The sequence below is a fragment of the Variovorax sp. 350MFTsu5.1 genome (genome assembly GCF_048302515.1).
Lineage (GTDB): Bacteria > Pseudomonadota > Gammaproteobacteria > Burkholderiales > Burkholderiaceae_C > Variovorax > Variovorax guangxiensis.
In genome coordinates this window covers 1,641,737-1,661,444 of record NZ_CP157620.1, presented here as the reverse complement: position 1 = coordinate 1,661,444, position 19,708 = coordinate 1,641,737, and the positions used below count along the sequence as shown (strand labels likewise).

The following is a 19,708-nucleotide window of genomic DNA, read 5'->3' as shown; positions in this document are numbered from 1 at the left end:
GCAAAGTCGGGGTACCGCCACCCGTTTTCTGGCGAGGTCAAGCTGCAAAACACCTGCGATCGCCCTGATTGCACCGGTGCCAGCTGTTCAAGAAAGAGTGTCCTCATGGCACGCGTATGCGACGTAACGGGCAAGGGCCCGATGGTCGGAAACAACGTTTCCCACGCCAACAACAAAACCAAGCGCCGGTTCCTGCCGAACCTGCAATACCGCCGTTTCTGGGTCGAAAGTGAAAACCGCTGGGTTCGCCTGCGTGTTTCGAGCGCCGCGCTGCGCCTGATCGACAAGAACGGTATCGACTCCGTGCTCGCAGACCTGCGCGCACGCGGCCAAGCCTAAGGAGCTGAATCATGGCAACGAGCAAAGGCGGACGCGAAAAGATCAAGCTGGAATCCACCGCGGGTACCGGCCACTTCTACACGACCAGCAAGAACAAGAAGACGATGCCTGAAAAGATGTCGATCATGAAGTTCGACCCCAAGGCGCGCAAGCACGTCGAATACAAGGAAATCAAGCTGAAGTAATTCGGCCCGATTTCTCCAAATAGAAAACCCGCTGCAAACACAGCGGGTTTTTTATTGCCCGTCTATTTCGTATTTCGCCTTGCCTTCTTTCATTGGGGATTTGGCATCCTCAAGAATTCGACGGACATGAAAAAGCCGGCCCTCAGGCCGGCTTTTGTTCGGGGAAAGCTCCAGTTCGCGTCAGGCGCGAGCAGCGCGCAGACGGGTCGAGAAGTCGCGCAGACCGGCAATGCCGCTGGCTTCCGCACGATGGCACCAGGCAGCCAGATCAGCCGCCAGCTGCTCGCGCGACTGCGAAGTGTTGAGCCACAGCTGACGCAGCTCTTCGCGCATCGTGACCATCTTGTCGAGCACCGGGTGGGCGGCGCGAGCCTGCGAGACGTGAGTGCGAGCCGATGCAGGCACCTTGTCGTCGTCGCGATGCAGCCAGCGCTTGGCGGCCTTGAGCACCGACAGGTCGGCACCCTTGTTCTTCAGGGCAGCCAGTTCCTGGCTGGTGGCGCGGCGCATTTCGCGCGCATAGCCGGCCATGACTTCGTAGCGGTTGGCGATGACGGCCTCGAGCGTCTTCTCGTTGGCCACGGGCTGGATGTCGCCCATGAGCATCTTCGGCGGCACCTTCTTGACCTTGGCCCAGCCCAGCTTCTGCAGAGCCTGGATGTAGATCCAGCCGATGTCGAACTCGTACTTCTTGACCGAGAACTTGGCCGAGGTGGGGTACGTGTGGTGGTTGTTGTGCAGCTCTTCGCCGCCGATGATCAGCCCCCAGGGCATGATGTTGCGGCTGGCGTCGGGCGCCTCGAAGTTGCGGTAGCCCCAGTAGTGGCCGATGCCGTTGATCACGCCGGCGGCGGTGATCGGAATCCAGAGCATCTGCACAGCCCACACCGCCATGCCGAGCGCGCCGAACAGCGCGAGGTTCAGGACCAGCATCAGGCCGACGCCCTGCCAGCTATAGCGGGAATACAGGTTGCGTTCGATCCAGTCATCGGGCGTGCCGTGACCGTAGCGCTCCATCGTTTCCTTGTTCTTCGACTCGGCGCGATACAGCTCGGCGCCGCGCCAGAGCACCTCTTCGATGCCCTTGACCTGCGGGCTGTGCGGGTCGTCCTGGGTTTCGCACTTGGCGTGGTGCTTGCGGTGGATCGCGACCCACTCCTTCGTCACCATGCCGGTGCCGATCCAGAGCCAGAAGCGGAAGAAATGCGACGGGATCGGGCCCAGATCCATGGCCCGGTGCGTTTGCGTGCGGTGCAGGAAGATCGTGACCGCGGCGATCGTGATGTGCGTGGTGGCGAGCGTGTAAAGCACGATCTGCCACCAAGTGAGATCCCAAAGGCCGTGTCCGAGCCATTCGATGGCCGCGTTGAGGACGGCGGAGTCAGGAAGCAACATTGAGTCAGGTACTCCATCATGGCCGCACGAAGGTGCAGCCTTCAGATAACCCACGATTTTAAGGTCCGAGGGCCTAGAACAAGCCCTTTAAACCTTCACGAAAAGCGCAGATTAACCCTAGTTTGGAGTCTGCCCTCTATTTGCGGTTCCAGGCCGCGGCGAAGAAACCGTCGGTCGAATGCAGGTGCGGCCAGAGCCGCAGATAGCGCCTGGCGCCCTCCCCGCCTGCGCACAGCGCCTCGAAACCCTCGACCTTGAGCCCCTGCAGCAATTCCGCCACATCCACGGGCGCGAAGTCGGAATTGGCGGCGCTGAAAGCCTCGGCGATGGCTTCGTTTTCCTCCGGCAGCACGCTGCAGGTGGCGTAAACGAGACGCCCGCCCGACTTCACCAGCCGCGCGGCGCTCTGCAGGATGGCAGCCTGCTTGACCGTCAATTCCTCTACCGACTTGGGCGACTGCCGCCATTTCAGGTCCGGATTGCGCCGCAGCGTCCCCAGCCCCGAACACGGCGCGTCGACCAGCACGCGGTCGATCTTGCCCGCCAGCCGCTTGATCCGGTCGTCGCGCTCGTGGGCGATGGCGGCCGGATGCACGTTCGACAGCTTGCTGCGCGCCAGCCGCGGTTTGAGCGCGTCCAGCCGGTGCGCAGAGACGTCGAAGGCGTACAGCCGGCCGGTGTTGCGCATCGTCGCGCCGATGGCCAGCGTCTTGCCGCCGGCGCCGGCGCAGAAATCGACCACCATCTCGCCGCGCTTGGCGTCCAGCAGCAGGGCCAGCAGCTGGGAGCCCTCGTCCTGCACTTCGACGGCGCCCCGGGCAAAGGCGTCCAGCTTGGTCAGCGCCGGCTTGCCATCGATGCGCAGGCCCCATGGCGAAAAAGGTGTCGCTTCCGATTTGATAGCAGCCAGCGCAAGCTCCGCCTTTACATCCGCGCGCTTGTCGGTCAACGCATTGACGCGCAGATCGAGCGGGGCGGGCTGCTGCAGGGCCTCGACCAGCGGCCAGAAGCCGTCGCCGAGTTGCGCCTTCAGCGGCGCCACCAGCCATTCGGGGAGGTTGTGGCGATGACGCTCCAGCAGGTCGTCGGGCCTGACGGCGTCGCAGTTGTCGAGCCAGCGCTTCTCGGTGTCGTTGAGCGCGCTTTTCAGGAAATCACGCGGGCCATGGAAGCCCAGGATCGCCATCCGGCGCTCCTTCGAGCCGCTGCCCGAGGGCGAGAGGTGATCGAAAAGCAGCTTCTTGCGAAGCACGGTGTAGACGGTTTCGGCGAGCGTCGCGCGCTCGCGCGGGCCGAACTCGCGGTGGTCGCGGAAGAACCGGGACACGACCTGGTCGGCGGGGTGATCGAACTTCAGGACGAGGCCGACCAGATCGGCGGCGGCCTCCAACAGGGCTTTGGGATGCATCCCCCGATTGTCTCAGCCGCGGGGAACCCGGCCCGAAAGCCTAGGCGTCGCGCACCCAGACCGCCCCGAAAGCCTCGCGCTCGATGTCTTCCAGCTTCGGCGAATGGCCAGCCCACAGCACCAGCGCGGCGCCCGGCAGCGTGAGCGTCTGCTCCAGCTGGCGGCAGAGGTTCCAGCGGTCCTCGTCATCGAGCCCCGGCAGCTCGACGAACACGATGTAGGCGCGGCGCCACGGAAATTCGCGAAGGTTCTTGCGCACCAGCCAGGCACGGGAGGCAGGCAGGCAGCGCACCAGGTCGGCACGCAGTTCGCCCAGTTCGTAGTCGTTGAGGTCGTGCCGCGAGATCTGGCTGAAGAACGGCGTACCGGTGATCTCCTCCCATGCGCGCGTCTCGGCCTCCTCCGCCTCCTTGAGGCGGCCGCGCCACAGCTTCAGCGCATCTTCGTCGTGCGGACCCGCGTCCGGGTCTTCGAGAGAGGCCACGGCGCTCTTGGCGGCCCACCAGCGGCTGGCCGCGCCGGAGCCGTGCAGCCGCTCGAGCACCGCGAGCCGCGCCTCGCGGTCGCTGGCCGGCAGCATCTGGGCCAGTCCGCGCAGCGCGCCGGGGTGCTCGGGGGCGATCCGCAGCGCGCTTTCGTAACGCACGCGCACGGGGGCGGACGGGTCGAGCCGCCGCTCGGAATCGGCCCATTCGACCATTTCGTCCGGCGTGTTTCGCTCGCCGCGCGCGGCCAGCACCGCGATGCGCTCGCGGATGCGCGAGCGGTGCGCGTGATGCTGCTTCCAGTCGGCAGCGTGTGCGCGGCGCCACTGGCTGTCGAAATGCGCGATCCATTTCTTGCGGTCGACCAGCATTTCGAGCGCCGGGCGCATCGACCACTCGGGCATGGCCGCCTTCTGCCCCAGCGCCTCCAGCCGGTCGCGCAAGACCGGATGGGTGTCCTCCAGGTCGCTCACACGGCGCATCGCCTCGCGCAGCGCCTGGCGGGCGAAGTCGTCGTCGGGCGGCGTGCGCACGCGCTTGCGCAGCGCCTCGAAGGGCCCCGGCGGCATCGGCTCGTGCTCGGCACGGGCCCAGTGCCAGGGCCAGAACTCGTTGGCGTACCAGTTGGCCTTGATGGCGATCTCGGTCAGCGCGGCTCCCGCCACCGGCGCCCCCAGCAGGCGGCCCGAGATGCGGTCGGCCTCGTATTCGTCCTGGCGGGCCAGCGCGAAGGTCTTGGCCGCGAAGCGCGGAAAGTACCAGCGGAAGAACGCCTGAGAGAACAGCGCCATCACGCCCTCGTTGCGCTGCAGGCTGGCGTCCAGCTTGAGCCAAGACAGCCGCGTGCGGTAGATCCAGGCGCTCAGCCGCCCGTGGTTGCCGCGCAGGTGGCCGTACTCGTGGGCCAGCACCGACAGCAGCCGCCGCCGGTCGAGCATCATCAGCAGCGGCAGTCCAATGCTCAGCGAATTGACAGCGCCGCCGAAGAGTCCGAAGCGCGGCACCTGCCGGATGCTGGCGTTGAAGTCGTCGTCGAGGTAGACGTGGTGGACCGGCGGCCCCTTGATCCGGGCGCGGATGCGGTCAAGTGCCTCGAAGAGCGCCGGGGCATCTTCGCGATGGAGTTCGATGCCTTCCGGCTCGTCGAAGCGCACCCAGAGCGCGCGCAGCGTCGCCCACAGAAGTCCCAGCGCAAACAGCAACAGCCAGCCTCGCGTGAAGTTGAAGCGCACCTCCCCGATCGAGGCAAGCACCCAGGCGATGATGCCCACCGACAGCCCGAGGCAGCCCAGCACCCAGAGGTAGCCGAGCGCGGCAAAGGCCGCGACGCTGCGCCGGTAGCGCGCGCTGTCGTCCGCACTGGCATGCTCGCTCAGTCGAACCAGGTGAACAAAATCAGCGCGATCCATCCGACTCCAGTCAAATCAAGCCCGCCAGTTTTTTGAAGAAAGGCAAGCCGCCGTTGAACGACGAAGACCTCCCTCCCCTGATCGAAACGCCTCCCGGCCGCTACCGCCACTACAAGGGCGGCGAATACGAAGTGATCGGCACCGTGCGCCACAGCGAGACGCTGGAGCCGATGACGCTCTACCGGGCCCTGTACGGCGCGCACGGCCTCTGGGTCCGGCCGGCCGCAATGTTCGGCGAAACCATCGAGATAGACGGCGTCGCCCGCAGAAGATTCACACCGATCTAGCCAGTCAGGCTGCGCAAGCCCATCCTGCCTGGACGGGTTGCTACCTTTTTCGCAGCAACCCGGATGAGGGTCAGCCGCAGCGGACGTCCGTCACGCGGTTGCGGGCATCGACGTCCAGATTGAGCCGCCCGCCGTTGAGTTCCATCGTGGTCACTTCGCCCGGCTTCAGCACTCTCACGGTGCCGGCGCCCGAACGCACGCGTGCTGCGGCCTCGAGCTGGGGCGTCACCGGCTGTCCGATGGCAAAGCGGGCGCCGTCCGCATTGCACTGGTACACCGGCTCCGGCGGCGGAGCCGGAGGTGCGGCGGGGGCTGGCGCGGGCGCCGGAGCTGCACAGCCCGCCATCAGGGCGGCGCCGGCAAGCGCCAGCAGCAACGATTGGTTCTTCACTTTCTGGACTCCCGAAAACCCGCGAATATAAACAACTTTACTCATTGTGACGCGATGTATCCGACAGCCAGCCGGCGATGGCTCGCGGATACAACAGATGCTCCTGCGCGAGCACCCGTGCGGCCAGCGTGGCGGCCGTGTCGTCCGGCAGCACCGGCACCGCGGCCTGGGCCAGGATCGGCCCGTGATCGAGTTCATTTGTAACCTGGTGCACCGTCACGCCGGCCACCTTGCAGCCCGCCTCGATGGCGCGCTGGTGCGTATTCAGGCCCGGAAACGCCGGCAGCAGCGAGGGATGGATGTTCACCAGACGGCCCGCATAGCGGCCGACGAAGCCCGGCGTCAGGATGCGCATGAAGCCCGCCAGCACCACCAGCGCCGGTGCGTAACCGTCGACCACCTTCGCCAGCGCCTCGTCGAAGGCCTCGCGGGTGGCGAAATCCTTGTGCGGGACCACCGCGGTGTCGATGCCCTGGGCCCTGGCGATCGCCAGCCCGCCGGCCTCGGCCTTGTTGCTCACCACGGCGGCAATGCGCGCGCCGTAGCGCTCGGCCCAGCGGTCGCGCCCGGCGGCGCGCACGATGGCCTCCATGTTGGAGCCGCCGCCGGAGATCAGGATCACGATGTTCTTCATTGGAGGCGGGATTATCCGTGGCGCGCCACTTGTCGCCGCGCGGACACCGCATCACAGCACGACCGTGCTAAAACTCGTGGTTCCGGAGACACACCGCGTCTGCGGTGGACCGATCAACACAGCGAGGCACGCATGGATTTGAGCTTCACACCCGAAGAACAGAAGTTCCGCGAAGAAGTTCGCGCATGGGTCAAGGACAACCTCCCCAAGGAGATTTCGCACAAGGTGCACAACGCGCTCGAGCTGACGCGCGACGATCTGCAAGGCTGGGCCAAGATCCTCGGCAAGAAGGGCTGGCTGGGCTACGGCTGGCCGAAGGAATTCGGCGGCCCGGGCTGGACCGCCGTCCAGCGCCACCTGTTCGAGGAAGAAACCGCACTGGCCGGCGCGCCGCGCATCGTGCCGTTCGGCCCGGTGATGGTGGCCCCGGTCATCATGGCCTTCGGCAACGCCGAGCAGCAGAAGCGCTTCCTGCCCGGCATCGCCAGCGGCGAAGTCTGGTGGAGCCAGGGCTACAGCGAACCGGGTTCGGGCTCCGACCTGGCATCGCTGAAGACCAAGGCCGAGCGAAAGGGCGACAAGTACATCGTCAACGGCCAGAAGACCTGGACCACCCTCGGCCAGTACGGCGACTGGATGTTCAACCTCGTGCGCACCAGCAGCGAGGGCAAGCCCCAGACCGGCATCAGCTTCCTGCTGCTGGACATGAAGTCGCCCGGCGTCACCGTGCGCCCGATCAAGCTGCTCGACGGCGGCCATGAAGTCAACGAAGTGTTCTTCGACAACGTCGAGGTGCCCGCCGAGAACCTGATCGGCGAGGAGAACAAGGGCTGGACCTACGCCAAGCACCTGCTCTCGCACGAGCGCACCAACATCGCCGACGTGAACCGCGCCAAGCGCGAGCTCGAGCGGCTCAAGCGCATCGCGAAATCGGAAGGCGTCTACGAAGACCAGCGCTTCCGCGACGAGATCGCCAAGCTCGAAGTCGACATCGTCGCCCTCGAGATGATGGTGCTGCGCGTGCTCTCGGCCGCCACCTCGGGCAAGAACTCGCTGGACGTGGCCGGCCTGCTCAAGATCCGCGGCAGCGAGATCCAGCAGCGCTACAGCGAACTGATGATGCTGGCCGGCGGCGCCTACTCGCTGCCGCTGATCCGCGAGGCGATGGAAGCCGGCTGGCAGGGCAACTTCCCGGGCGGCAACCCGGCGCTCGCGCCGCTGGCGTCGACCTTCTTCAACATGCGCAAGACCACCATCTACGGTGGCAGCAACGAAGTGCAACGCAACATCGTCGCGCAGACGGTTCTGGGCTGAGGAGACAACGAGCATGGACTTCAATTTCACCGACGACCAGGAACAGCTGCGCGACGCGGTTCGCAAGTGGGTCGACAAGGGCTACGACTTCGAGCGCCGCCGCGGCATCGAGGCCAAGGGCGGCTTCTCGCGCGAGGCCTGGGACGAACTGGCCGAGCTCGGCCTGGGCGGCCTCTACATCAGCGAGGACGACGGCGGCCTGGGCATGGGCCCGGTGGCCGGCATGGTCGTCATGGAAGAACTGGGCCGCGGCATCGTGCTGGAGCCCTTCTCGCAGACGCTGATCGCCGGCGCGGTGCTCAGCGGCTACGCGGGCGCCGACACCAAGGAAAGCTGGCTGCCGCGCATCGCGGGCGGCCAGGCGATCGTGGTGCTGGCCTACCAGGAGCGCAAGGCGCGCTATCGCCTCGACGTGTGCGAGGCCCACGCTGCCAAGGCTGGCAGCGGCTGGTCGCTGACCGGCGCCAAGAGCGTGGTGCCCGTGGGCGACGAAGCCGATGCCTTCCTGGTGCCGGCCAAGGTCGACGGCAAGATCGCCCTCTTCCTGGTCGAGCGCAGCGCCAGCGGCGTGGAAGCGCGCGGCTACGGCACGCAGGACGGCTCCCGCGCCGCCGAGGTCGTGTTCGACAAGGCCGACGCCACGCTGGTAACGCTGGACGGCCTTGCCGCGCTCGAATACGCGGTGGACGTCGGCATCGCCGCCACCTGCGCCGAAGGCGTGGGCGTGATGGACAAGACCGTGGACCTCACCGTCGAGTACCTGAACCAGCGCAAGCAGTTCGGCGTGGTCATCTCCAGCTTCCAGGCGCTGCGCCACCGCGTCGCCGACATGAAGATGCAGCTCGAACTGGCCCGCTCGATGAGCTACTACGCCACGCTCAAGCTCAACGCCCCGGCCGACGAGCGCCGCCAGGCGCTGGCCCGCGCCAAGTACCAGCTCGGCGTGTCGATGCGCTACATCGCCGCCAACTCGGTGCAGCTGCACGGCGGCATCGGCGTGACCGACGAATACATCGGCAGCCACTACTTCCGCAAGCTCACGCAGATGGAAATGACCTTCGGCGACACCCTGCACCACCTGGGCGAAGTGTCGGCCCGCATGCAGGACACCGCTGGCGTCTTCGCCTAGAACAAGGCTCGCCCCCAGGCTGCGCGCACTTCGTGTCGCTGCGCCAACCCCCTACCGGGGGCAACACCTGCGGCCCGGCAAAGCCGGTTCCGCGGTGTTCCGCTAGCATCCAACGCCCGCCCGCCTTTGCGCTGGCGGGCGTTTTCACTTGGCCCCTCACTCCAGGACCCCAGGAACGAAACATGCAGACCCGCCGCTCTCTTCTGGTCGCCATGGCCGCAGGAACCACCACCGCGATGCTGACCGCCTGCGCCACATCCCCCACGCCCTCATACACCGAGCGCCCGCCCATCGTGTTCATGCACGGCAACGGCGACTCGGCCGCGCTCTGGCAGACGACGATCTGGCGCTTCGAATCGAACGGCTGGCCGCGCGAGCGGCTGTTCGCGGTGGACCAGCCCAACCCGGTCGCACGCGACGACGACGCCGTGGCGCAACCCGGGCGCAGCTCGACCGGCGAATCGGCCGTGTTCCTCAAGGCCGAGGTCGACAAGGTGCTGAAGGCCACCGGCGCGAGCAAGGTGGTGCTGATCGGCAACTCGCGCGGCGGCAACACCATCCGCAACTATGTGCAGAACGGCGGCGGCGCTGCGGTCGTGAGCCACGTGGTGCTGGGCGGCAACCCCGCGCACGGCATCTGGGCGGTGAAGGGCTTGCGCGAGAACAACGAGTTCTCGGGACTCTCGGGCTTCATGCAGCAGCTCAATGCGCCGAAGGGCCCGAACGGCGAAGAAGTCACGCCCGGCGTGAAATGGCTGACGCTGCGCTCCGACAACAACGACAAGTACGCCCAGCCCGACGGCGTGTGGATCGGCGCGCCCGGCAAGCCGACCAACATCGGCTTCGACGGACCGGCGCTCAAGGGCGCGACCAACATCGTGCTGCCGCGCGTCGACCACCGCGAGACTTCGTTCTCGCCCGCCGCCTTCGCCGCGACCTGGCAGTTCCTGACCGGACAGGCGCCGCGCACCACCGAGGTGGCTCCGGAGGCGAATGTCGTGCTCAACGGCCGCGCGCTCGGCGCCGAGAACCTCGCGTTGAACGGCGCGACGGTGACCGTGTACGCGGTCGACCCCGCCACCGGCGCACGGCTCGGCGAGGCGGTCTTCACCAAGTCGATCGGCGCCGACGGCCGCTGGGGCCCCTTCAAGGCCCGAGGCGACGCGGCCTACGAATTCGTGCTGGCCACGCCCAGCTACGGCACCACCCACATCTACCGCAGCCCCTTCCCGCGCAGCAGCGGCGTGGTGAACCTGAGGCCCGAGCGCGTCACGCCGGCCGACGGCAGCGCCGGCGCGGTCGTCGTCTTCACGCGGCCGCGCGGCTACTTCGACGCGCAGCGCGACACCATGCGCTTCGACGGCCAGAGCCCGCCGGCGGGCGTGCCGCCCAAAGGCTCGGGCGTGTCGAGTTCGCGGCTGCGCGTCGCGGCCGCCGAGCCGCAGCGCCCGGTGACGGGCGAGTTCAACGGCGAGCGCCTCACCGGCCTGACCTGGCCGGCGGCGAAGGAGCACGTCACGGTGCTCGAACTGACTTACTGAGCGAGGCAAGGGCAGGTCATGACCGACAGCACCGACTCCCCTTTCATCCTGCAGTCGCGCGACGAGCGCGGCGTGGTCACGCTGACGCTGAACCGGCCGGCCGCGTTCAACGCGCTCTCCGAAGGCATGCTCGGCGCGCTCGAGCAGGCGCTGGGCGGGGTCGCGGCCGACGGCAGCGTGCGCGCGGTGGTCATCGCCGGGGCCGGCAAGGCCTTCTGCGCCGGCCACGACCTGAAGGAAATGCGCGCAGCCCCTTCGCTCGACTACTACGAACAGCTGTTCGAGCGCTGCGGCGCGATGATGCTGTCGATCCAGAAGCTGTCCGTGCCGGTGATCGCGCGCGTGCACGGCATCGCGACGGCGGCGGGCTGCCAGCTGGTCGCGGTCTGCGACCTGGCGGTGGCTTCGAGCGACGCGCGCTTCGCGGTCAGCGGGGTGAACGTAGGCCTCTTCTGCGCCACGCCGAGCGTCACGCTCTCGCGCAACCTCGGGCGCAAGGAAGCTTTCGAGATGCTGGTGACGGGTGAATTCATCAGCGCGCAGGAGGCGCGCGAGAAGGGCCTGATCAACCGCGTGGCGCCGCCGGAAGAGCTGGATGCGGCGGTCGAATCGCTGGTCGCCAGCATCGTCGCCAAGCCCCGCACGGCCCTCGCGCTGGGCAAGGCCCTGTTCTACCGCCAGCTCGAAACCGGCATCGAGGCCGCACTGGCCGACGCCAGCCAGACCATGGCCTGCAACATGATGGACGAGAGCGCGCTGGAGGGCGTGCAGGCCTTCATCGAGAAGCGCCCGCCGGCCTGGAAACGCTGAGAGCGCCGGTCGGCTAGGAATCGTGCAGCCGCGAGCTCTGCGGCAGGTGCGCCATCAGGAACTCCATCTGGTCGGCCAGGATGCGCCTGTTTCGCAGGATGAAGTCTTCCCAGAGGCTGGGCACGTAGGGGGCATACAGCAGCGGCATGCCGGCCTGCTCGGGCGTGCGGCTGCTCTTGCGGTGGTTGCAGGGCCTGCAGGCCGTGACCACGTTCATCCAGGTGTCGATGCCCTTCTGGGCGAACGGGATGATGTGCTCGCGCGTGAGTTCGTCTTCGTGGAAGTGGCCGCCGCAGTAGGCGCAGACGTTGCGATCGCGCGCGAAGAGCTTGCTGTTGGTGAGTCCGGGGCGCAGCGCGAAGGGGTTGATGCGGGGCACGCCCTTGGTGCCGATGATGCTGTTGATCGCGATCTGCGACTGCTCGCCGGTGATCGCATTGTGGCCGCCACGGAACACCGCCACCTGCGCGCCCACTTCCCAGCGGACTTCGTCCGCGGCGTAGTGGATCACCGCCTGTTCCAGCGAAATCCATGACTGGGGCAGCCCTTGGGCCGACAGCTTCAAGACCTTCACACACGCCTCCTCGAAAAGGGAGAGAACACGGAAAGACCAGGGACACGGAGCGCGTTGCGGGCCCACGCCGATCGACGCGCTGCGTCACAATATACCGGCTTTGTGACAAATCGGCCTGATTCGCCCATTAGACGGGCGGAAGGCGCTATCAAAAAGATACTCACCGATGCAGGTTTTTCGTGGCTTCCGGCATCCTGGCGTAGCCCCCGCCTGCGCCCTGACCATTGGCAATTTCGACGGCGTGCACCGTGGCCACCAGGCCATGCTCGCACTGTTGCAGACCGAGGCCCGCCAGCGCGGGCTGCCGAGCTGCGTGCTCACCTTCGAGCCCCATCCGCGCGACTATTTCGCTGCCGTCACCAAGAAACCCGACCTGGCGCCGGCGCGCATCGGCACCCTGCGCGACAAGCTCAGCGAGCTTGCTGCCTGCGGCGTGGCGCAGACCATCGTGCTGCCCTTCGACGCCCGGCTGGCCTCGCAGTCGCCCGAGGAATTCATCCAGAACGTGCTGATCGACGGCCTGGGCGCGCGCTACGTGCTGGTGGGCGACGACTTCCGCTTCGGCGCCAAGCGGGCCGGCGACTACGCCATGCTCGACGCGGCCGGCGACGCCCACGGCTTCGATGTGGCCCGCATGAACAGCTACGAGGTGCACGGCCTGCGGGTGTCCAGCTCCGCCGTGCGCGAGGCCTTGGCCGAAGGCCGCATGGCCGATGCCCACACCCTGCTGGGGCGCCCGTACACCATCTCGGGCCACGTGGTCCACGGCCGCAAGCTGGGCCGGGCGCTGGGCGCCTCGGCGCCGGGCAAGGACGATGGCTTCCGCACCCTCAACCTGCGCTTCAAGCACTGGAAGCCGGCGGCCAGCGGCATCTTCGCGGTGCTGGTGCACGGCCTGTCCGAAGAGCCGCTGCCGGGCGTGGCCAACCTGGGCGTTCGCCCCTCGCTGGACGCCAACGACGTCAACGCCGGGCGGGTGCTGCTCGAAACCCATTGCCTGGAGTGGCCCTCCCATCTGGGCGCCGAAGGGGCCTACGGTAAAATCGTCCGCGTGGAACTCCTGCACAAACTGCACGACGAATTGCGCTACACCAGCCTCGAAGCCCTCACCGCGGGCATCGCGAAGGATGGCCGCGACGCCCGCGCGTTCTTTGCCTCGACCCACGCAGAAACCCATCGCCAGACCACGCGCGATCGAATTTAGCCCTGCACGCACCGTGCTGCCGCCCTTCGACAAGCTCAGGGCGAACGGCTTTACCTTCCGCACCGACGCGCTCCTTTTTTCCCGGGCAGTTCGGGCCGAGCCTGTCGAAGCCCCCTGTTTCGTACCCCAACATGTCTGACGCCGCTTCTCCCAAAGACTACCGTTCCACGCTGAACCTGCCCGACACCCCCTTCCCGATGCGCGGCGACCTGCCCAAGCGCGAGCCGGGCTGGGTGAAGGAATGGAACGACGAAGGCCGATACCACCGCCTGCGCGACGCCCGCCACGGCGCGCCCAAGTTCATCCTGCACGACGGCCCGCCCTACGCCAACGGCCAGATCCACATGGGCCACGCGGTGAACAAGATCCTGAAGGACATGATCACCAAGGCGCGCCAGCTCGAGGGCTACGACGCCCTGTACGTGCCCGGCTGGGACTGCCACGGCCTGCCGATCGAGAACGCCATCGAAAAGCAGTACGGCCGCAACCTGAGCCGCGACGAGATGCAGGCCAAGAGCCGCGCCTTCGCCACCGGCCAGATCGCCCAGCAGATGGCCGACTTCCAGCGCTTGGGCGTGCTGGGCGAATGGGACCATCCCTACAAGACCATGGACTTCGCCAACGAAGCCGGCGAGCTGCGCGCGTTCAAGCGCGTGATCGAGCGCGGCTTCGTCTACCGCGGCCTGAAGCCCGTGTATTGGTGCTTCGACTGCGGCTCCTCGCTGGCCGAGTTCGAGATCGAGTACGCCGACAAGAAGAGCCAGACCATCGACGTGGCCTTCAAGGCGCATGAGCGCGAGAAGGTGCTCAAGGCCTTCGGCACCGACCACACGATCCTCGGCGACATCTTCGCCGTGATCTGGACCACCACCGCCTGGACCATCCCCGCCAACCAGGCGATCAACCTCAACCCCGAGCTCGAGTACTCGCTGGTCGACACCGAGCGCGGACTGCTGATCCTGGCCAACTCGCTGGTCGAGATGTGCATGACGCGCTATGCGCTCGACGGCAAGGTGCTGGCCACGGTCAAGGGCGAGAAGCTCGGCGGCCTGGAATTCGAGCATCCGCTGTACGACGCGGACGCCGGCTACCGGCGCCTGTCGCCGGTGTACTTGGCCGACTACGCCACCGCCACCGACGGCACGGGCCTGGTGCACTCCTCGCCCGCCTACGGCCTGGACGACTTCAACTCCTGCATCGCCCACGGCGTGGCCTACGACGACATCCTGAACCCGGTGCAGGGCAACGGCAGCTACGCGCCCGACTTCCCGCTCTTCGGCGGCCAGAACATCTGGAAGGCCGTGCCGGAAATCATCGCCGCGCTGCGCGACGCCAACCGCCTGCTGACCACCGAGACCATCACGCACAGCTACCCGCACTGCTGGCGGCACAAGACGCCGGTGATCTACCGCGCCGCGGCGCAGTGGTTCGTGCGCATGGACGAGGGCGAAGGCGTATTCACCAAGGACAAGGCGCCCAAGACGCTGCGCCAGACCGCGCTCGACGCCATCGAGCAGACCAGCTTCTACCCCGAGAACGGCAAGGCGCGACTGCACGACATGATCGCCGGCCGGCCCGACTGGTGCATCAGCCGCCAGCGCAGCTGGGGCGTGCCGATCCCGTTCTTCCTGCACAAGGACTCGGGCGAGCTGCACCCGCGCACCATGGAAATCCTCGACCAGGCCGCCGACATCGTCGAGAAGGGCGGCATCGAGGCCTGGAGCCGCGTCACCGTCGAGGAAATCCTGGGCGCCGAGGACGCGCCGCACTACACCAAGAGCACCGACATCCTCGAGGTGTGGTTCGACTCGGGCTCGACCTTCTCCCACGTGCTGCGCGGCACGCACCCCACGGTGCACCACGACACGGGGCCGGAAGCCGACCTGTACCTCGAGGGGCATGACCAGCATCGCGGCTGGTTCCACTCGTCGCTGCTGATCGCCTGCATGCTGGAAGACCGCGCACCGTACCGCGGCCTGCTGACGCACGGCTTCACGGTCGATGCCAAGGGCATCAAGATGAGCAAGTCGCTCAAGAACGGCATCGACCCGCAGGAAATCAGCAACAAGCTGGGCTCGGAAATCATCCGCCTGTGGGTGGCCGCGAGCGACTACTCGGGCGACATCGCGGGCGACGACAAGATCCTGGCGCGCGTGGTCGACGCCTACCGCCGCATCCGCAACACGCTGCGCTTCCTGCTGGCGAACACCAGCGACTTCGACATCGAGAAAGATGGCGTGCCGCTCGACCAGCTGTTCGAGATCGACCGCTACGCCCTGTCGCGCGCCGCGCAGTTCCAGGCCGAGATCCTCGCGCACTACAAGGTGTACGAGTTCCACCCGGTGGTGGCCAAGCTGCAGATCTACTGCTCGGAAGACCTGGGCGGCTTCTACCTCGACATCCTGAAGGACCGCCTCTACACGACGGCCCCGGGTTCGCTGGCTCGCCGCAGCGCGCAGACGGCGCTGTGGCACATCTCGCAGGCGATGCTGCGCTGGATGGCGCCCTTCCTGAGCTTCACCGCCGAGGAAGCCTGGAAGATCGTGGGCACCGGCAAGCCGGGCGATTCGATCTTCACGCAGACCTACAGCAAGTTCGACGCGCCCGACGAGGCCCTGCTGGCCAAGTGGAACCGCATCCGCGAGATCCGCGACGTGGTCAACAAGGACATCGAAGCGGTGCGCGCCGAAGGCAAGGTCGGCTCTTCGCTGCAGGCCGACCTGCAGCTGACGGCACCGGCCGACGACTTCGCGCTGCTGGGCTCGCTGGGCGACGACCTGAAGTTCGTCTTCATCACCTCGGCGATCGCGCTGGCCGCCGGCGAGACGCTTTCCACGGTGGTGACGCCGAGCACCGCGCAGAAGTGCGAACGCTGCTGGCACTACCGCGACGACGTGGGCCACGACGCGGCCCACCCGACGCTGTGCGGACGCTGCACGAGCAACCTGTTCGGCGCCGGCGAATCGCGGAGCGTTGCCTGATGGCCGCCGCCCGTTCCATGTCCTCGGCCTCGCGTTCGCGCGGCGGCAGCATCTGGCCGTGGCTGGGGCTGGCGGTGATCATCGTGATCATCGACCAGTTCACCAAGACGCTGATCCTGGGCTACTACAAGCTCGGTGACGCGACCTACGTGACCAGCTTCTTCAACGTCGTGCGCGCGCACAACACGGGCGCGGCCTTCTCGTTCCTCGCCGACCACTCGGGCTGGCAGCGCTGGCTGTTCACCGCCATCGGCGTGGGCGCGGCGGTGTTCATCGTGTGGATGCTGAAGTCGCACGCGGGGCAGAAGCTGTTTTCGTTCTCCATGGCCTGCATCCTGGGCGGCGCCATCGGCAACGTGGTCGACCGGATGATGCACGGCTACGTGGTCGACTTCCTGAGCTTCCACGCAGGCAACTGGTACTTCCCGGCCTTCAACGCGGCGGACAGCGCCATCACGCTCGGGGCGATCTGCCTGATCGTCGACGAGATCCGGCGGGTCCGCAGGGGCAAGTAACGTTCTCTCGAAGGGGCCCGCCGGGCCCCTTCTTATTTGGGCCTTCGCTCGCGCCAAGGCCGAGGGTTTTTCCCGCTTTCTCCCGATGTCATAACAAAGTCATACTGCCGCGGTTCAATGTAATCGATTACATGAACACCGCACGATGAGCATCCAAGCCGTTGCAGCCAAAGCCGGGGTCTCGGTGGCCACCGTCTCGCGCGCTTTCAACTTTCCGGACAAGGTGACGCTCGCCACGCGCGAGCTGGTGGAACGCGTGGCGCGCGAACTCAACTACGTGCCGAACGCCAGCGCTCGCACCCTGCGCACCCAGCGCAGCCGCGTGCTCGGCGTGGTGCTTCCCACCCTGCTGAACCCGACCTTCGCCGAATGCCTGCAGGGCATCGCGCGCGCGGCCATCGCAGGGGGCTACGCGATCATCCCGGTCACCACCGGCTACCGGATCGACGAAGAGGAGCGCGCCGTGCACCTGCTGCTGGCCGGCAGCGTCGACGGCCTGATCCTCGTGGTGTCGAACCCCTCGACCTCGGCCGCCCTGCCCCGCCTGCAGGCGGCCGGCGTGCCCTACGTGCTGGCCTACAACCGTCATCCCGAGCACCCCTGCGTGTCGGTCGACAGCGAAAGCGCCGTGGCCGACGCGGTGGCGCGGCTCGTGCTGCTGGGCCACCGCCGCATCGCGATGGTCAGCGGCACGCTCGCCGCCTCCGACCGCGCGCAGCAGCGCTATCGCGGCTACCGCAGGGGCATGGCCGAAGCCGGCCTGCCGGCGCCCGCGCTCGTCGAGGTGCCGTTCGTCGAAACGGCCGTCGATGCGCTCTCGAAGCAGCTACAGGCACGCAACCGGCCCACCGCGCTGATCTGCTCCAACGACCTGCTGGCCATCCGCAGCATCCGCGCCGCGCACCTCAGCGGCCTGTCGGTGCCGGGCGACCTCAGCGTGGTCGGCTTCGACGGCATCGCGCTCGGCGAAGACCTCACGCCCGCGCTCACCACCATCGCCCAGCCCAACAGCGACATCGGCCGCCACAGCGTCGAGCTGCTGATCCAGGCCATGGCCAGCGGCGCCGCGCTGCAGGCCGACGCGAGCCTGCTGCTTGCCCATTCATTCCGAGACGGCGAGTCGTGCGCCTCGGTGCACGAGAACGAAAACAACGACGACAACAACGCCGCGATTTCCTGACCTTCCCCGTTCCCTGCCTGCACCTACATCCATCCAAGGAGCTTCCGATCATGTCCCTACGCATCCACCGCCTGGCCCGCCTCGGCCTGCTCGCCGCCACGCTCGTCGCCGGCAGCGTCATGGCGCAGACCGCCATCTGCTACAACTGCCCGACCGAATGGGCCGACTGGGGCACGCAGCTCAAGGCCATCAAGGCCAAGACCGGCGTCACCGTGCCGCCCGACAACAAGAACTCGGGCCAGTCGCTCGCGCAGCTGGCAGCCGAGAAGGCCAGCCCCGTGGCCGACGTCACCTACCTCGGCGTGACCTTCGCCGTGCAGGCCGCCAAGGACGGCCTGGTCGAGCCCTACAAGCCCGCCGCATGGAAAGACATTCCCGACGGCCTGAAGGACCCGGCCGGCAACTGGTTCACCATCCACTCGGGCACCCTGGGCTTCATGGTCAACGTCGACGCGCTCAAGGGCAAGCCGGTGCCGAAGTCGTGGGCCGACCTGCTCAAGCCCGAGTACAAGGGCCTGATCGGCTACCTCGACCCGGCCTCGGCCTTCGTCGGCTACGTCGGCGCGGTCGCGGTGAACGAAGCGCGCGGCGGCACGCTCGACAACTTCAAGCCGGCCATCGACTACTTCAAGGCGCTGCAGAAGAACGAGCCCATCGTGCCGAAGCAGACCTCCTATGCGCGCGTGCTCTCGGGCGAGATCGCGATCCTGCTCGACTACGACTTCAATGCCTACCGCGCGAAGTACAAGGACAAGGCCAACGTCGCCTTCGTCATTCCGAGCGAAGGCACGCTGGCCGTGCCCTACGTGATGAGCCTGGTCGCCAAGGCCCCGCACGCGGCCGACGCGAAGAAGGTGCTCGACTTCACCCTGTCCGACGAAGGCCAGGCGATCTGGGCCAAGGCCTACCTGCGCCCGGTGCGCGCCAGCGCCATGCCCAAGGACATCGAGGCCCAGTTCCTGCCCGCCAGCGAGTACGCCCGCGCCAAGAGCGTGGACTACGGCCGCATGGCCGCCGCGCAGAAGGCCTTCTCCGACGAGTACCTGAAGGAAGTCCGCTGAGCGGACGCCGCGTGCGATGACGCAAGCCACTCTCTCCAACGCATCCAGCGCCTGGAACCCGCGCTGGCGCCTGCTGGCCTGCGTCGCGCCCGCGGCCGCCTTCTTCGCGGCCTTCTGGCTGCTGCCGGTGGTGCGCCTGATGGCATTGCCCGCCGGCAAGGGCTGGGCCACCTACTTCGCGGTGCTGACCGACGCGCGCTACCTCGCGAGCATGGTCAACACCGTGGTGCTCTCGGTCGCCGTGACGCTGGCCACGCTGGTGCTGGGCGCGGCCGTGGGCATCTACCTCGCGCGCCGCGCCTTCGTGGGCAAGCGCGTGCTGCTGTCGCTGCTCACGCTGCCGCTGTCGTTCCCGGGCGTGATCATCGGCTTCTTCGTGATCCTGCTCGGCGGGCGACAGGGCGTGGTCGCCAGCATCAGCGACAGCCTCTTCGGCGAGCGCATCACCTTCGCCTACGGCCTGCTCGGGCTGTTCCTGGCGTACCTGTATTTCTCGCTGCCGCGCGCCATCGCCACCTACGCGGTGGCGGCCGAATCGATGAACACGCAGCTGGAAGAGGCCGCGCGTTCGCTGGGCGCCTCGCGGCTGCGCGTGGCGCGCGACGTGTGGATGCCCGAGCTGGCGCCCACCACGCTGGCCTGCGGCGCGATCCTGTTCGCCACCTCGATGGGCGCCTTCGGCACCGCTTTCACGCTGGCGAGCAAGTTCGAGGTGATCCCGATCACCATCTACAACGAGTTCACCAACTACGCCAACTTCGCACTGGCCGCGTCGCTGTCGATCGCGCTGGGCGTCGTGACTTGGCTGGTGCTGTTCGTGGCGCGCCGCTTCGGTGCGAACCCCGTCGCACGCTGAGGCCCGCACC

The 19,708-nt window shown here is 67.2% G+C and carries 19 protein-coding genes; 13 read left to right on the top strand and 6 right to left on the bottom strand.

Annotation, left to right across the window (positions count from 1 at the left end):
• Positions 1-105 precede the first annotated feature (105 nt).
• Together rpmB and rpmG are read left to right on the top strand one after the other, a co-directional pair.
• On the top strand, positions 106-339 hold the full coding sequence (gene rpmB, locus ABL843_RS07225; protein ID WP_019654270.1) for a 50S ribosomal protein L28: 234 nt from the start codon (positions 106-108) through the stop codon (positions 337-339).
• A gap of 11 nt (positions 340-350) precedes the next feature.
• A complete protein-coding gene (gene rpmG, locus ABL843_RS07220) occupies positions 351-524 on the top strand; it encodes a 50S ribosomal protein L33 (protein WP_007830291.1) in 174 nt (57 codons plus the stop codon).
• 180 nt (positions 525-704) lie between these two features.
• On the opposite strand, the gene ABL843_RS07215 is transcribed toward rpmG, so the two are convergent.
• From ABL843_RS07215 to ABL843_RS07205, 3 genes are all read right to left on the bottom strand, one after another.
• On the bottom strand, positions 705-1,919 hold the full coding sequence (locus ABL843_RS07215; protein WP_126023129.1) for a fatty acid desaturase: 1,215 nt from the start codon (positions 1,917-1,919) through the stop codon (positions 705-707).
• 136 nt (positions 1,920-2,055) lie between these two features.
• Positions 2,056-3,327 (bottom strand): RsmB/NOP family class I SAM-dependent RNA methyltransferase, encoded by a 1,272-nt coding sequence (locus ABL843_RS07210; protein WP_418119432.1) that lies wholly within the window; start codon positions 3,325-3,327, stop codon positions 2,056-2,058.
• 40 nt (positions 3,328-3,367) lie between these two features.
• Positions 3,368-5,221 carry a M48 family metallopeptidase gene (locus tag ABL843_RS07205; RefSeq protein WP_418119431.1) on the bottom strand — a complete coding sequence of 618 codons (1,854 nt, stop codon included), beginning with the start codon at positions 5,219-5,221 and terminating at the stop codon, positions 3,368-3,370.
• 53 nt (positions 5,222-5,274) lie between these two features.
• Between ABL843_RS07205 and ABL843_RS07200 the strand changes: the two genes are divergently transcribed.
• Positions 5,275-5,508 carry a DUF1653 domain-containing protein gene (locus ABL843_RS07200; protein ID WP_126023126.1) on the top strand — a complete coding sequence of 78 codons (234 nt, stop codon included), beginning with the start codon at positions 5,275-5,277 and terminating at the stop codon, positions 5,506-5,508.
• Positions 5,509-5,578: 70 nt separating this feature from the next.
• On the opposite strand, the gene ABL843_RS07195 is transcribed toward ABL843_RS07200, so the two are convergent.
• Both ABL843_RS07195 and purN read right to left on the bottom strand, forming a co-directional pair.
• A complete protein-coding gene (locus ABL843_RS07195) occupies positions 5,579-5,899 on the bottom strand; it encodes an I78 family peptidase inhibitor (protein ID WP_184635304.1) in 321 nt (106 codons plus the stop codon).
• A gap of 37 nt (positions 5,900-5,936) precedes the next feature.
• Positions 5,937-6,533: a phosphoribosylglycinamide formyltransferase gene (purN, locus tag ABL843_RS07190; protein WP_126023124.1), complete on the bottom strand. Its 597-nt coding sequence runs from the start codon at positions 6,531-6,533 to the stop codon at positions 5,937-5,939.
• 132 nt (positions 6,534-6,665) lie between these two features.
• On the opposite strand from purN, the gene ABL843_RS07185 reads away from it, so the two are divergent.
• From ABL843_RS07185 to ABL843_RS07170, 4 genes are all read left to right on the top strand, one after another.
• Positions 6,666-7,847 (top strand): acyl-CoA dehydrogenase family protein, encoded by a 1,182-nt coding sequence (locus ABL843_RS07185; protein ID WP_184635302.1) that lies wholly within the window; start codon positions 6,666-6,668, stop codon positions 7,845-7,847.
• 13 nt (positions 7,848-7,860) lie between these two features.
• Positions 7,861-8,976 carry an acyl-CoA dehydrogenase family protein gene (locus ABL843_RS07180; RefSeq protein WP_418119430.1) on the top strand — a complete coding sequence of 372 codons (1,116 nt, stop codon included), beginning with the start codon at positions 7,861-7,863 and terminating at the stop codon, positions 8,974-8,976.
• Between the two features lie 182 nt (positions 8,977-9,158).
• Positions 9,159-10,517 carry an alpha/beta fold hydrolase gene (locus ABL843_RS07175; protein WP_418119429.1) on the top strand — a complete coding sequence of 453 codons (1,359 nt, stop codon included), beginning with the start codon at positions 9,159-9,161 and terminating at the stop codon, positions 10,515-10,517.
• 18 nt (positions 10,518-10,535) lie between these two features.
• Positions 10,536-11,327, top strand: a complete 792-nt coding sequence (locus tag ABL843_RS07170) for an enoyl-CoA hydratase (protein WP_418119428.1) — start codon at positions 10,536-10,538, stop codon at positions 11,325-11,327.
• Between the two features lie 13 nt (positions 11,328-11,340).
• Here the strand turns inward: ABL843_RS07170 and ABL843_RS07165 are convergent, their stop codons facing one another.
• On the bottom strand, positions 11,341-11,901 hold the full coding sequence (locus ABL843_RS07165; protein WP_126023119.1) for an HNH endonuclease: 561 nt from the start codon (positions 11,899-11,901) through the stop codon (positions 11,341-11,343).
• Between the two features lie 166 nt (positions 11,902-12,067).
• Between ABL843_RS07165 and ABL843_RS07160 the strand changes: the two genes are divergently transcribed.
• The 6 genes from ABL843_RS07160 (at position 12,068) to ABL843_RS07135 (ending at position 19,698) form a co-directional block, all read left to right on the top strand.
• Complete coding sequence (locus tag ABL843_RS07160; RefSeq protein ID WP_184635294.1) at positions 12,068-13,105, top strand: bifunctional riboflavin kinase/FAD synthetase; 1,038 nt, start codon at positions 12,068-12,070, stop codon at positions 13,103-13,105.
• A gap of 131 nt (positions 13,106-13,236) precedes the next feature.
• Entirely contained in the window at positions 13,237-16,086 is a 2,850-nt protein-coding gene (ileS, locus tag ABL843_RS07155; protein WP_184635292.1) for an isoleucine--tRNA ligase, read from the top strand.
• Positions 16,086-16,601, top strand: coding sequence for a signal peptidase II (lspA, locus tag ABL843_RS07150; protein WP_019654284.1), 516 nt, complete (start codon positions 16,086-16,088; stop codon positions 16,599-16,601). The genes ileS and lspA overlap by 1 nt, the downstream gene beginning before the upstream one ends.
• A gap of 145 nt (positions 16,602-16,746) precedes the next feature.
• A complete protein-coding gene (locus ABL843_RS07145) occupies positions 16,747-17,781 on the top strand; it encodes a LacI family DNA-binding transcriptional regulator (RefSeq protein WP_418119427.1) in 1,035 nt (344 codons plus the stop codon).
• A 50-nt stretch (positions 17,782-17,831) separates the two neighbouring features.
• Positions 17,832-18,842, top strand: a complete 1,011-nt coding sequence (locus ABL843_RS07140) for an ABC transporter substrate-binding protein (RefSeq protein WP_418119426.1) — start codon at positions 17,832-17,834, stop codon at positions 18,840-18,842.
• 16 nt (positions 18,843-18,858) lie between these two features.
• Positions 18,859-19,698 (top strand): ABC transporter permease, encoded by an 840-nt coding sequence (locus ABL843_RS07135; RefSeq protein WP_418119425.1) that lies wholly within the window; start codon positions 18,859-18,861, stop codon positions 19,696-19,698.
• Positions 19,699-19,708 lie beyond the last annotated feature (10 nt).

Bases quoted from the DNA above. Each gene is read 5' to 3' on its own strand.
- ABL843_RS07180 (WP_418119430.1), top strand. From the start codon at position 7,861: ATGGACTTCAATTTCACCGACGACCAGGAACAGCTGCGCGACGCGGTT.
- ABL843_RS07210 (WP_418119432.1), bottom strand. From the start codon at position 3,327: ATGCATCCCAAAGCCCTGTTGGAGGCCGCCGCCGATCTGGTCGGCCTC.
- ABL843_RS07145 (WP_418119427.1), top strand. From the start codon at position 16,747: ATGAGCATCCAAGCCGTTGCAGCCAAAGCCGGGGTCTCGGTGGCCACC.
- rpmG (WP_007830291.1), top strand. From the start codon at position 351: ATGGCAACGAGCAAAGGCGGACGCGAAAAGATCAAGCTGGAATCCACC.
- ABL843_RS07160 (WP_184635294.1), top strand. From the start codon at position 12,068: ATGCAGGTTTTTCGTGGCTTCCGGCATCCTGGCGTAGCCCCCGCCTGC.
- ABL843_RS07175 (WP_418119429.1), top strand. From the start codon at position 9,159: ATGCAGACCCGCCGCTCTCTTCTGGTCGCCATGGCCGCAGGAACCACC.
- ABL843_RS07135 (WP_418119425.1), top strand. From the start codon at position 18,859: ATGACGCAAGCCACTCTCTCCAACGCATCCAGCGCCTGGAACCCGCGC.
- rpmB (WP_019654270.1), top strand. From the start codon at position 106: ATGGCACGCGTATGCGACGTAACGGGCAAGGGCCCGATGGTCGGAAAC.
- ABL843_RS07185 (WP_184635302.1), top strand. From the start codon at position 6,666: ATGGATTTGAGCTTCACACCCGAAGAACAGAAGTTCCGCGAAGAAGTT.
- ileS (WP_184635292.1), top strand. From the start codon at position 13,237: ATGTCTGACGCCGCTTCTCCCAAAGACTACCGTTCCACGCTGAACCTG.
- purN (WP_126023124.1), bottom strand. From the start codon at position 6,533: ATGAAGAACATCGTGATCCTGATCTCCGGCGGCGGCTCCAACATGGAG.
- ABL843_RS07140 (WP_418119426.1), top strand. From the start codon at position 17,832: ATGTCCCTACGCATCCACCGCCTGGCCCGCCTCGGCCTGCTCGCCGCC.
- ABL843_RS07205 (WP_418119431.1), bottom strand. From the start codon at position 5,221: ATGGATCGCGCTGATTTTGTTCACCTGGTTCGACTGAGCGAGCATGCC.
- ABL843_RS07170 (WP_418119428.1), top strand. From the start codon at position 10,536: ATGACCGACAGCACCGACTCCCCTTTCATCCTGCAGTCGCGCGACGAG.
- lspA (WP_019654284.1), top strand. From the start codon at position 16,086: ATGGCCGCCGCCCGTTCCATGTCCTCGGCCTCGCGTTCGCGCGGCGGC.
- ABL843_RS07215 (WP_126023129.1), bottom strand. From the start codon at position 1,919: ATGTTGCTTCCTGACTCCGCCGTCCTCAACGCGGCCATCGAATGGCTC.